The 13,107-nt window shown below is 45.2% G+C and carries 9 protein-coding genes; 7 read left to right on the top strand and 2 right to left on the bottom strand.

All coding sequences use genetic code 11. The features are described 5' to 3' along the window. Positions 1-18: 18 nt before the first annotated feature. Together tkt and AC0MXB_RS12535 are read left to right on the top strand one after the other, a co-directional pair. Complete coding sequence (gene tkt, locus AC0MXB_RS12540; RefSeq protein WP_474040023.1) at positions 19-2,019, top strand: transketolase; 2,001 nt, start codon at positions 19-21, stop codon at positions 2,017-2,019. Positions 2,020-2,182: 163 nt separating this feature from the next. Next, positions 2,183-4,381, top strand: coding sequence for a DNA topoisomerase III (locus tag AC0MXB_RS12535; protein ID WP_474040022.1), 2,199 nt, complete (start codon positions 2,183-2,185; stop codon positions 4,379-4,381). Positions 4,382-4,447: 66 nt separating this feature from the next. Here the strand turns inward: AC0MXB_RS12535 and larAH10 are convergent, their stop codons facing one another. Continuing rightward, on the bottom strand, positions 4,448-5,755 hold the full coding sequence (larAH10, locus tag AC0MXB_RS12530; protein ID WP_474040021.1) for an NPN-dependent 2-hydroxyacid racemase, LarAH10 family: 1,308 nt from the start codon (positions 5,753-5,755) through the stop codon (positions 4,448-4,450). 164 nt (positions 5,756-5,919) lie between these two features. Between larAH10 and AC0MXB_RS12525 the strand changes: the two genes are divergently transcribed. The 4 genes from AC0MXB_RS12525 (at position 5,920) to AC0MXB_RS12510 (ending at position 9,770) form a co-directional block, all read left to right on the top strand. Next, positions 5,920-6,477 carry a lytic transglycosylase domain-containing protein gene (locus AC0MXB_RS12525; RefSeq protein ID WP_474040020.1) on the top strand — a complete coding sequence of 186 codons (558 nt, stop codon included), beginning with the start codon at positions 5,920-5,922 and terminating at the stop codon, positions 6,475-6,477. Positions 6,478-6,561: 84 nt separating this feature from the next. After that, the gene (locus tag AC0MXB_RS12520) at positions 6,562-7,257 is read left to right on the top strand and encodes a TVP38/TMEM64 family protein (RefSeq protein WP_474040019.1); all 696 of its coding nucleotides are present in this window, start codon (positions 6,562-6,564) and stop codon (positions 7,255-7,257) included. 128 nt (positions 7,258-7,385) lie between these two features. Beyond that, a complete protein-coding gene (locus tag AC0MXB_RS12515) occupies positions 7,386-8,105 on the top strand; it encodes an aldo/keto reductase (protein WP_474040018.1) in 720 nt (239 codons plus the stop codon). Between the two features lie 63 nt (positions 8,106-8,168). After that, positions 8,169-9,770 (top strand): DUF4127 family protein, encoded by a 1,602-nt coding sequence (locus AC0MXB_RS12510; protein ID WP_474040017.1) that lies wholly within the window; start codon positions 8,169-8,171, stop codon positions 9,768-9,770. Between the two features lie 19 nt (positions 9,771-9,789). Here AC0MXB_RS12510 and AC0MXB_RS12505 read toward each other — a convergent pair whose 3' ends face one another. Beyond that, positions 9,790-10,983: a pyridoxal phosphate-dependent aminotransferase gene (locus AC0MXB_RS12505; protein ID WP_474040016.1), complete on the bottom strand. Its 1,194-nt coding sequence runs from the start codon at positions 10,981-10,983 to the stop codon at positions 9,790-9,792. 157 nt (positions 10,984-11,140) lie between these two features. Between AC0MXB_RS12505 and AC0MXB_RS12500 the strand changes: the two genes are divergently transcribed. Further along, complete coding sequence (locus AC0MXB_RS12500) at positions 11,141-13,036, top strand: sigma 54-interacting transcriptional regulator (RefSeq protein WP_474040015.1); 1,896 nt, start codon at positions 11,141-11,143, stop codon at positions 13,034-13,036. Positions 13,037-13,107: the final 71 nt, after the last annotated feature.

The following is a 13,107-nucleotide window of genomic DNA, read 5'->3' as shown; positions in this document are numbered from 1 at the left end:
TTGGAGGAGGAGAGACTTATGACAAGTAAATTTTCTGTAGAAGAATTGGCGATTCAAACGATACGGACGCTTTCCATTGATGCCATTGAACAGGCAAACTCAGGTCATCCTGGTTTACCACTCGGCGCCGCGGCTTTTGCCTATAAGCTTTGGACAGATCACTTGAATCATAACCCGAAAAACCCGCAGTGGTTTAATCGGGATCGTTTCATTTTGTCGGCGGGGCATGGCTCGATGCTGCTTTATAGTTTGTTACATTTATCAGGTTATGATTTGTCCCTGGAAGAATTAAAGAAATTTCGTCAATGGGGCAGCAAAACGCCAGGACATCCGGAATATGGTCATACGCCAGGCGTAGAAGCGACCACTGGGCCATTAGGACAGGGAATTGCTATGGCTGTAGGCATGGCAATGGCTGAACGTCATCTGGCTGCTACTTATAATCGGGAGAATTACCCTGTTGTTGATCATTTTACTTATGCGCTGTGCGGCGACGGCGATCTGATGGAAGGCGTAGCCGCTGAGGCGATCTCTTTGGCTGGCCATCTTGCCTTGGGGCGATTGATCGTTCTTTATGATTCCAATCAGATTTCCCTTGACGGGAAACTAGACAAGTCCTTTTCTGAAGATAGTCTAAAACGGTTTGATGCTTACGGTTGGCAGGTACTGCGAGTTGGCGATGGCAATGATTTGGCAGCTATCGGTCAGGCTATTGCTACAGCGAAAAAAGATTTGACTCGACCAACTTTAATTGAAATCAATACAGTCATTGGTTTTGGCTCTCCGAATAAGGCCGGATCTTCGGCTGTGCATGGTTCTCCTCTGGGACAAGCTGAAACGACGCTTACTAAAAATGCCTATGGCTGGACTTATGATGAGCCCTTTACTGTACCTAAAAGTGTTTATGAACATTTCGGCGAGAAGGTTTTATTACGGGGTTCGGCCCAGGAAAAAGCTTGGCAAGCTTTATTTGAGGACTATAAAGAAGCTTACCCGGAACTGGCCGAAGAACTTTCTGAACGCATTGAAGGTCGCTTGCCGAAAGACTATGATGAACTCTTACCTCACTATGAAGCAGGCAAGAAGATTGCGACACGTTCTGCTTCAGGGGAAGTGATGCAGGCTTTAGCAAAAAAAATTCCGGCTTTATTCGGCGGGTCAGCTGATTTGGCCAGTTCCAATAAAACTATGATTAAGAACGGCGGCGACTTCCAACCTTTTTCTTATGAAGGGAAAAATATTTGGTTTGGCGTAAGAGAATTTGCCATGGGAGCGGCGCTCAATGGTTTGATGCTTCATGGCGGCGTAAAAAGCTACGGAGCGACCTTCTTTGTCTTTTCCGATTATTTGCGTCCCGCTGTTCGTCTCGCTGCTTTAATGGGGTTGCCGACTACCTATGTATTTACTCATGACAGTATCGCTGTCGGGGAAGACGGTCCCACCCATGAGCCAGTGGAACAGCTTGCCGCTTTTCGGGCGATGCCCAATCTGAATGTCATTCGTCCGGCTGATGGGAATGAAACAAGGATTGCTTGGCAGATTGCGCTAGAATCAGAGAAAACGCCAACAGCGCTAGTGTTATCGCGGCAGGATCTTTTAGTTCAGCCTGCCGATTCGACAGCGCAGGAAGCGGGCGTACGATCTGGCGCTTACGTTTTGGCGGGATGCGACAACCCGGCCGCGTTGATTTTGGCTTCCGGTTCTGAAGTAGAACTGGCTATGGCCGCGCGCGACGCACTGATAGCAGAGAATATCTCTGTAAATGTTATTAGTTTTCCCTCCTGGCATCTTTTTGCCAAGCAGCCGAAGGAATATAAAGAAAAAGTTTTACCGCCTAATGTAAAAGCCCGTGTTGCTGTAGAAATGGGGTCTTCCTTAGGATGGGAACGCTATACTGGCGACGCAGGGTCGATTATTGCGATTGATTCATTTGGCGCCTCGGCTCCGGCTGAGACGGTGTTAGCAGAGTATGGTTTTACAGTCGAACGAGTAGTGGCTGCTGTCAAGGCTTTGCTATAGAGAGTATCTTCAAAATGGAGTAGCGGGTTTTGCCTAACAAGCAAAAGCCGCTCTTTCCTTTTTATGCTTTTTGCTGCACTTATTCCCTGCTGCATATTTTCATTTGCAGGCGAACAGTCTATAATAAAAAAGTTAAGAGTTTAAGTAAACGTGAGGAATGAATATGAGTAAAATCGTCGTATTAGCTGAAAAACCTTCAGTAGGTCGTGATATAGCCAGAGTATTGCAATGCCATAAAAAAGGCAACGGTTACTTAGAGGGAGACCGTTACATTGTGACTTGGGCTTTAGGCCATCTTGTGACTTTAGCTGATCCAGAAGTCTATAATGATCAATATAAATCGTGGCGACTAGAAGATCTCCCCATGCTGCCGCCGCAAATGAAGCTCACTGTAATCCGCCAAAGCGCTCGTCAGTTTCAATCGGTAAAGGAACAACTGTTACGCAAGGATGTGACAGAAGTTATTATTGCTACGGATGCTGGCAGGGAAGGGGAACTGGTAGCACGCTGGATATTGGCCAAAGCTTCTGTGCATAAACCGCTAAAGCGGTTATGGATTTCCTCGGTAACTGATAAGGCGATCCGTGAGGGATTTTTGAAACTCCGCCCTGGCAAAGACTATGAAAATCTCTATGCTTCAGCCGTAGCTCGGTCGGAGGCCGATTGGCTTGTGGGCATCAATGCGACCCGGGCGTTAACTTGCAAGTTCAATGCGCAGCTTTCTTGCGGGCGCGTACAAACACCTACGTTGGCAATGATTGCCCGGCGAGAAGCGGAAATTACAGCATTTCAGCCGCAAACTTATTATGGCATACAGGCTAGAACTGGCCAAATTTCGTGGCAATGGCACGAAAAAACGCAGAAAAACAGTCGCATTTTTGATGAAGCAAAATGTAAAAATATTTTTACTGGATTGCGCGGCCAAACTCTAAAAGTTCTAAAAATCGAGAAGAAAGAAAAGCAAATGCCAGCGCCGCAGTTGTATGACTTAACAGAACTGCAGCGTGATGCGAATCGCCTGTTTGACTTTTCGGCTAAAGAGACGCTCAGTCTTATGCAGAGTCTCTATGAAAGTCATAAGCTATTAACCTATCCCCGTACGGATTCGCGGTATTTATCAGCGGATATCGTGGAAACTTTACCAGAACGCATGAAAGCTGCCGGTGTAGGGCCTTATACGAAATTTGCGTTTCAATTGTTAAAACAGCCACTTAAGATCCATAAGAATGTTGTTGATGATAGTAAAGTATCTGATCATCATGCGATTATTCCTACGGAACAGTATGTAAATCTCAGCAACTTGTCAGATAAAGAAAGAAAAATTTATGATCTGGTAGTAAAACGGTTTTTTGCCGTGTTTTATCGGCCTTACCGCTACGAACAGACCACGCTAAATGGACAGATTGGGCAGGAAGCTTTTAGCGCTAAGGGGAAACGTGTGACAGATTTGGGCTGGAAGGAAATTTACGGTTCTAGCTTAGTGCATGAGCAGATGGAGGAAAGTGATGATGAACGTAGCGATCAAGAACTTCCTAGTGTGACAGAAGGCGCTTCGTTTTCTGTAGATCATTTGGCGGTTACGACAGGCAAGACGAAACCGCCAGCTCGATTTACTGAGGCTGCGCTGCTTTCCGCCATGGAAAATCCTGTTCGCTTCATGGAAGGCGAGGCCGAAGCGTTGAAACAAACAATTGGTGCAACGGGCGGCTTGGGAACCGTGGCGACACGAGCTGATATTATTGAAAAATTGTTTAATAGTTTCCTGCTTGAGCAAAAAGGTAAAGAGATTTTGTTGACGGAAAAGGGACGTCAGCTACTGTCGCTTGTGCCAGAAAAATTACGTTCGCCAGCCCTTACGGCCGAGTGGGAATTGCGGCTTGCCGCTATTGCTAAAGGCGCTCTTTCAGAGCGGCAATTTGTTGCTGAGATGCGCCAATATGCCATGGAAGTGGTTACGGAAATAAAAAACAGCCAGTCTCGGTTTCATCATGATAATATGACGCGGACAAAATGTCCTGAATGCGGCAAGTATTTGCTGGAAGTAAAAGGGAAAAAAGGCAAGATGCTGGTCTGTCAGGATCGAGAATGCGGCTATCGCAAAGGGCTTGCCAAAGTGACGAATGCTCGTTGTCCTACCTGTCATAAAAAACTAGAGCTTCGCGGCGAAGGGGAGGGGCAGCTATTTGTTTGCTCTTGCGGTTATCGCGAAAAATTGTCAGCCTTTAAAAAACGGCGGGAAGAAACTGGCGGTAAAGTCGATAAAAAGGCAGTGCATCAATTTTTAAAGGCGCAAGATAAACAAGAAGCACCGGTGAATACCGCTTTGGCTGATGCCTTAGCCAAGCTGAAACTGTCTAAGTAGCGAGGCAATAAATAAGAGAGAGCTTTCGCTCTCTCTGCTTTTATTCGCATTATTATTGCCGAATTTTTAGTTGTTTTTACTCGTGAGCATCGGTGCTGTATTCGCGCCGTGGGTCATGCAGGTAATCGTATAGTCGTCGCGACCTAGTTTCTCTTTGGCAAGGCGGAGTGCTTCATCGCCTGTAGCTGCAAAGATCATGCCTGTTTTCTTAATAAAGGCTTCATTTTCTGGTTTGGTTACGAGAATCACGGTATTCTTTTTGGCAATATCGGCAAGCTTAAAGGCGATAAAGCCAGGAATGGTGAAATGATCGCGCACAGCTTTTTCGAAAGTCAGCGTATCATCAAAGCGGAACCAGCCGCTGAACTCTTCCGGCTCATAAATATCACGGCATTCTAAGAAGCAAATGATTACACCGCCTGGTTTTGTGGCCATAAAGGCGTTATCAATGGTTTTAGATCCTTGATAAAGATTAATATCTTTGGGGAAGCCGCCAGCTGAAGCAATGACTAGATCGGCCTGCTCTTCGATGGGGATGCCGTAAATTTGGTTTACTGTTTGGCAACCTTCTTGCCAGGCTTTTAGCCAGTGACCTGCTAAAAAGCGAGCAAATTTGCCTTCTGGTGTAAATACGGCATTGAGTAGAAACGCCGGATTTAACATAGAAGTAACCTCAGCCATGTCTTCATGTACGGGATTTTCAACGAGCTTGCCTGAGAGACATTCTGGGTTGGAGCCGAAGCCGATTTCGGGATGCAAGGCGAGGCAGTGGTTAGCTTGAATCGTTTTATCACCGCTGATGCCAGGCATAACGCTCTTGCGGCCACCGCCGAATCCGCCCATTAGATGGAAGACAATACCGCCTGTAAGAATGACCTTATCAGCTTCGGCAACGCGTTTATTGAAGTAAACGGGAGTGCCCCGTTTGGTAGTTCCTTTGTAAACGAGTTCTGCCTCGTTGCGGCAGTCATGCTGATAAATTTTGATACGGTTGCATACTTCTTGGCCGCAGACGGCCAGATCTTCCTCTGGCGTATGAGGACGATGGGTTCCTTGGGCAATGACAATAGAAATTTGGCTGTCAGGGACACCGGCGCCATTCAGTTCATTGAGAAGTGTTGGCAAAAATTCATAAGATTTAATCCAGCCGCGTGTAATATCGCTGACAATGATAACGACCGAATCAGTTTCCGTTACAATTTCTTTTAAGGGAGCTGTGCCGACTGGATTGCGAAGGGCTTCTAAAACGGCGGCGGGAATATCAGTAATAGCTGACGCCGGAGCTCCTTCAATTTCATAAATGATTTTTTCTTGCGGCAGTGAAAGTGAGATCGTGCTGTCGCCAAAACCAAAAGCAACTTTTTTTTCTGTCATGGAATATCCTCCTGCTGCTAGGGGCTGTTTGTATTTAGAATACGTATCCCTATCTTTTTTACATTATTACAAAGAATTAGGGAAGAGTCAATGCGAGAGTGCAAATCCTTGTACGCAATTTTACTTGATTTGAGGACTTTTGTGGTAACTTATCGGGAAAGGCTGTGGTTTTTATTATTTTTCGTAAATTTACGTTTATCCTTTGTTGCTTACTAATTTTTTCTGGGGCCGTAGAAGCGGCGCCGAACCAAAGTGATTCGGATTATGTGAAATCGATTACTCGTTATATCGGCATAGTGAATAGAACGAGTGATGGAGCGGCCGATTATATTGCCCGCTGCATCGTCCGCTCTGCAAGAAATCATCAAGTGGATCCACTCCTGTTAACGTCTTTGATTGCCAAAGAATCTTCCTTTCGACCTGATGCGGTATCCCGATCCGGGGCTATGGGGCTAGGGCAGCTTATGCCAGCAACAGCTGCCTCAGTTGGGGTCGCAGATCCTTTTGATATAGCGGAGAATGTCGAGGGATCTGCCCGGTATTTTTCGCAAATGCTGCAACAATTTGCTTGGACCAACCAGCCAGTTTCGTTCGCTTTAGCGGCTTACAATGCTGGTCCGACGACGGTACGAAGATATGGGGCGATTCCGCCTTTTCCTGAGACGCAAAATTATGTAAGACAGATTTCGCGAAACTATGAAATCCTTTTACAGATGCGATAGGCAAGCGAATTGATATGAAGTATAATAAGAACAACCCTGTTAGCGGGCCATTTCGATCAAACGAAGGAGAAAGAAGAATATTCTATGAAAACGATCAATCAGACAGCACTGCGTTTTATAGTTGTGTTAGTGGTTATTCTGCTGGGAGTTATGAGTTATCAGCTTAACCCTGATTTTTTTACTACGGCTGGAAATTTGCTTGTCAGCGGCGATATTGTAGGGTTGATTGATTTTATCCGCTCTTACGGCCCCTATGCCATGGTGATTAGTTTTTTCCTTGTTGTATTTATTAACATAGTTGCTGTATTGCCCAATATTTTTATTTTAGCAGCAAATGGTATTCTGTTTGGCGTGGTAGAAGGCACGATTTTATCTTGGCTGGCCGAATCAGTGGGGGTTATTATTAGCTTCGCTGTGATGCGCTATCTATTTCATGATTATGCCCATAACCTCATCGTACGCAGCAATGCCTTGAAAAAAGTGGATGAATTTAGCGGGAAAAAGGGCTTTCGTATTATGCTCATTGCGCGGAGTATTCCCTACATTCCCTCAGGGCTGATTACAGCTCTTGGCGCTGTCAGCAGCATTACTTTTTGGGATTACGCCGCTGCTACGCTGATTGGCAAACTGCCATCGGCTTGGATTGAAGTTACACTAGGTCATGATCTTATGGCTTATCGAGAACATAGTTTTCGCTTGCTTGTGCTTGTTGTTATTTCTTGTCTGGCTTACTATTTTTTTCTACGTTATAAAAAAACTGTTTCTGAGAAAAATAGCTAAGGTGCCATCTTGTGTAAAGTATGCTATAATGAATCTGAGTATTTAAGCGATTTCTTTGTCACTTTACTGCTAGCTTAAATTCGGCTGTTTGCGCTTTGCTGAGCTTGTTAGTTTAGGGGGGGAATCTGGTGAGATACTATCCATTAGGCAGAACTGGCTTATTTGTTTCTGAATTGAGCTATAGTCTGGAATCAGGTCAGGTAGAAGAAGGCGATTTTTCTGTTGCGTTGATTCGTCATGGTTTGGCTCAGGGGATGAATTTTATCGATATGGCGGAAACAAGCTATTATTTGATTTCCGAGGCCTTGCAGGGTTATCCTCACCCGACGATTCTTGCTGGGAAAGCGGCAGTAAAGACTTATACAGAGATGAAACTTGCTGTGGAAAAGGCGCGTCAAACCTTACATCGCGACTGCATAGAAGTTTTTTCGCTTGCAATTACTGAGGACAATCTAGCCGCTTTACAAGAACGGCGCGGTGCGCTGGATTACTTGTGTGATGCTAAGGCGAAGGGCTTGATTGAGGCGGTTGGGCTTTGCTCCAATAGTTTGTCAGTCTTACGTGAGGCGGCTGAATTTGCGGAAGTTGATCTTATCATTCCGCTGATTGATGTAGCTGGAAGTCAGCGAGAAGATTCGGCCATGGCAGAGATGCTTGGCTATGTGAATAGCGCTGGTAAAGGCGTTTATTTGCTTGCGTTACCCCATGAAGGAAACAGCTCGCTACAGACTGCTATCGATTTTTCCCGAACGCTTCCAGGCGTTGCTTCTGTAGCGATTGCTACGCATAGTGAAGCGCAACTGAGTGAAGCTACAGCGTATATACAAGAAAAGGCAAAACCTGTTTGATGAGCGGCCTGGAGGTTCTTTATGAGAATCGTCCAGGCTTTACTGTAATAAGGAGAGTAAGTAATGAAAAATTCGGCGATTTTTATCTCGATCTTATTTATGTTCTTATGGGTTATCCCTCCGGCTGCTGCGCATGCGGCAGCTTTACTGTTTATTCCACTTGATGATCGTCCTGTTTGTCGCGATTATGTAATTGATACTGCCGAGAAGGCTGGTTTTACCGTGTTAACCCCGCCAGCTGAATGGTTAGCTAGTAGAGGAAGGCTTGGTCAAGCCGATAAATTATGGCAGTGGTTAGAAGAGAATTGGTCGCAGGCTGATTATGCCGTCATTGCCGCTGATTCATTGATTTATGGCGGCTTAGTTGATTCGAGAGTACACCATTTAGATTACTCGCTGCTGGCCAGCAGGGTCGAGCGTTTCGCAAAACTGAAAGAGCAGAATCCTGCCATACGAGTGTACGTATTTAGTACGATAATGCGTTCGCCAAAAGTGAGCCTTGGCGGTGTCGAACCCTCTTATTACGAAACGTATGGGAGACAAATTTTTAAGCTGACTGCTTTATCAGATAAAGAAGTTGTCAGAGGTCTATCAGGGCCAGAGCGACAAACCCTGCAAGAACTTGTTCGGTCAGTTCCGGCAGAATATCTGAGAGACTGGCTAGATCGCCGTACAAAAAATATGATGGTCAATGAAGATTTAGTTGATTTATTGCGAGATGGCACGATCGATTACTTAATCGTTGGTCGTGATGACAGCGCCACTTTTTCGCAATCGCATCGGGAATGGCGTTTATTAAAACAAAAAACGACAGATCTTTCGATCAGTCAGTTTCAATCTTTTCCAGGAGCCGATCAATTGGCTATGGTGCTGGTAGCGCGTTCTTACAATGATCGCGAAGGAAAGCTGCCTATTGTACAAACGATTTATACGCCAGGCGTAGGCGGAAATACGATTCCGGCTTATGAAGATCAGCCAGCCAGAGCTACGATTGACGGACATGTTGTTGCTGCTGGCGGGATTGTGCTGCCGCAGCCGCAAAATCCTGACTTAGCACTCTTAGTAAACACGCCGGAAGACGGACATACAAGAGAGGCTTCTGATGGGGAAAACGGTCTGGCTTTATCGGAAGAAAAGGGCGCATTTGTTGACGAAGTGAAGCAGCGAGTTGCACAAAAGGAACCGGTAGCTTTAGCCGATATTGCCTTTGCCAATGGTTCTGATAATGCTCTGATGCTTTCTTTGGAGAAGAATCAGTTGCTACCTGCTTTAACTGCTTATGCAGGTTGGAATACGGCGAGCAATACTGTTGGTTATGCTATAGGGCAGGGAATGATGGCTCCGTCAATGACGTCAGCGGCGCGGCGAGATTTGCTAGCTGTGCGCTATCTCGATGAATGGGCCTATCAGGCCAATCTTCGCGATGAGCTTATGGATTATTTCTTTGCTCATGATGAACGGGCGATTCAGTTTTTAGATCGCCATCTTTTGTCTGTAACGAAGGAAGCAGCACAGCAGGAACAAGATTTTGCCAAAGAACATTTTGCTTGGGTAAACCCGCAGCGGGTGCAAGTATCTTTTCCTTGGAATCGGCTGTTTGAAATTGCTGTTTCGCTCGATTCCGATACAAGCCAAATTGGCAAAATAAAACAAGCGGCGCGTTAAACGCCCGCTTGTTTTATTTTTAAACTCTTTCGTGTAAAGCTTTAGACAGTTTTTCAAGTCCTTTGCGAATGGTTGTTTGGGAGGTGGCATAGGAAAACCGGAGATATTCCTCTGTTTCGTTTGAATTCTTTTGTCCAAAAGCGCTTCGTGGCAAAGTAGCTACGCCTGCTTTATGCAAGAGGTATTGCTGCAACTCTTTTGCATCGAAAAATCCTAGATTTTCACAAGCTTTCGTCACATTGGGGAAGGCGTAGAAGGCGCCAGACGGAACTTGACAGGAAACGCCGGGAAGTTGGTTGAGTCCGTTTACGATTAGATCACGGCGGACTTTAAATTCAGCAACCATTTTTTTGACAAAATCCTGTGACCCGGTTAACGCTTCCATACCGGCATGTTGAATAAAGGTATTGGTACAAGATTCGCAGTTCGTAATTAGTTGGGCTACCGCATTGACTAAGTGACGCGGCATGATGCCATAGCCGAGACGCCAGCCAGTCATGGCATAGGTCTTGGAAAAGCCATCTAAAAGAATCGTTTGTTCTTTTAGGCCAGGAAGTGAAATGATACTATGAAAGCTTCCTTCATAGATGATACGGCTGTAGATTTCATCAGATAAGATCCAAAGTTTATGGCGGAGAGCCAGATCGGCAATTGCGGTTAAATCTTCTTTGGTGAGAACACCGCCAGTAGGATTATGGGGGCTGTTAAGAATGATCATTTTAGTGCGAGGCGTAATGAGTTGCGTAAGCTTTGCTAAGTCAGGGGCAAAGTTTTTTTCTTCTAATAGTGGAATGGGAATCGGGACGCCGCCAAGAAAGCGAATGACTGATTCGTAAATGGGAAAACCGGGATTGGGATACAAAACTTCATCGCCGGGATTGATCAAGGCATGGAGAGTATGATAAATAATGGGTTTGCCGCCAGGGGTTACAAGGACTTCTTCTTTATCTACGGTGATTTTTCGGCTCTTAGCAATATGAGCGGCAATTACTTCGCGGAAGACAGGCAGTCCCGCCGACGGACTGTAATGAGTATGGTTTTCCAAAATCGCGCGAATACAGGCGTGTTTTACATTATCAGGTGTATCGAAATCAGGTTCTCCAATGGCAAAGCTGAGAATGGTCTGGCCGGAGGCTTGCAGTCGCTGCACTTCACTTAGAACTTCAAAGGCATTTTCGGTTCCTAGCTGTGTAAGGCGCTGGGCTGTTTTCATAGATCATCCTCCTTGGTATTTTTCTACCTTCTTCTGGCTGCCATGTTCTTTCTCCTCTTTCGCTCGACAGAATAAAAATAGAGATTTTTAGCGTAGTGTGCTATGATCAAAATCAAGAAGAATCAAGTGCGATTTTTAAGATGAAGAGGAAGCGAAAATGAAAGAAAAAATTTTACTGGTAGCTCCATTTGAAGATTTGGCTGAACTAGCGCAAGCTGTAGTCATGGAACAATTTGCCGATTCCGTTCATTTAATCCGCATTATTACCGGCGACTTGCACGAATCCATTTCTCAGGTAAAGGAGGCCGTTGCTGAAGGGGTTGAAGTGGTTGTAAGCCGAGGCGGTACAGCCAAGTTGATCGAAAGTCAGCTGGATATACCAACTGTGTATATCCAAGTTACGATTACCGATGTATTGCGCGCTTTAAAGCGCGCAGGCTCTTATCCGGAGAAAATCGGCATTGCCGGCTTTGAAAATGTAATTTATGGCTGGGAGGATTTGGCTGATTTGCTAGGAAGTACCTTTGTGGAATTTCCTGTGCATAGTCAGGAAGAAGCCAAAGAGAAAATTATTCGTGCTAAAGAGCAAGGGGTCAAGCTGATTATTGGTGATGCGATTTCTACCAAGGTTGCTAGTCGCGAAGGGCTGCAAGGAATTTTAATTCAATCAGGTAAAGAAGCAATTTTTAAAGCGTTGAATGAAGCTAGGATTATGGCGAAAGTCCGCCGGGAGGAACGAGAGAAGGCTGAACTTCTGCGGATTGTCGTAGCGACTTCCGCCGAAGGAATTATTGCGACAAACACAAACGATGAGATTACGATTTTAAATCCGACAGCAGAAAAATTATTGCAAGTTTCCTCACAGGCGCTTACTGGTTTTCCCTTGAAAAACGTGATTCCTCAGTTTGCATCCGTAAAAAAAGATCAGAAGAATGGCGATTTACAGCATATTGGTGATAAAACTTTTATGGTTAAATATCATGCTATTACGGTGGAAGATGAAAAGATCGGCGCTATTTATAGTTTTCAAAATGTGACGCAGTTGCAACAGATTGAGCAGAATCTTCGCAAGCGTCTCCATAAAAAAGGCCTAGTGGCCTATATTCAGATGGAGGACATGATTGGCGGCTCTAGTGTCTTTTCTGAATTAAAGCGCAAGGCTTATAAGTATGCTTTGACTCAGTCCACTTTGCTGATTACTGGTGAATCTGGCACAGGTAAAGAGATGATGGCCCAAGGAATTCACAATATCAGTAGCCGCAAAGAGGGGCCGTTTGTTGCAGTTAATTGTGCCGCTTTGCCGGAAACATTGTTGGAAAGTGAATTGTTTGGCTATGAAGAAGGGGCTTTTACTGGGGCGAAACGCGGTGGGCGCCAAGGTTTGTTTGAATTAGCTCATGGCGGGACGCTCTTTTTGGATGAAATCGGTGAAATGCCCTTGTCATTGCAATCAAGATTGCTCCGAGTACTGCAAGAAAAAGCGGTTATGCGCTTGGGCGGTGAAAGCGTTTGTCCTATTGATGTACGGATCATTGCCGCGACGAATCGTCACATACCGAATTTGATTGAGAAAAAAGAATTTCGGGAAGATCTTTACTACCGTTTGAATATTTTGCGGCTGCGTATGCCAGCATTGCGGGAACGAACGGCTGATATTCCGCTCCTTGCCAAACAAATGCTGCAAAAACTCAAATCAGTGAATCCTACGATTCATGATATCGAAGAAGCAGCATTGGCTTATTTGGTGTCATGTGAGTGGCGTGGCAATATTCGTCAGCTAGCTAATACAATGGAGCGGGCTATGCTCTTAGCAGAAGGTTCGATTATTTTGCAAACTGATGTAGCAGAAGCCTATAAAGATGAACGGGATGATCTTGCGGGAAAACAGCGTGAGAGTTCAGGAATAACTGGCGATAATTTAGCTGTTTTAGAAGAAGATACGTTGCTGCGTGTGCTAATGGAAGAAAACTATAATGTGAAACGGACAGCTGCCAGGTTAGGAATTCATCGGTCAACACTTTGGCGTAAGCTAAAGGCTTTTGAAAATAATTAAGTTGCAAAGAAAGACGTTCTAGTTGCGAAATGCAACCTGAACGTCTTTCTTTGTTGTTAGACATGGCGGAA

Source organism: Pelorhabdus sp. sgz311001 (assembly GCF_055901755.1).
Note: the sequence above shows the minus strand (reverse complement) of the source record. Positions and strands in the feature narration are given on the sequence as shown.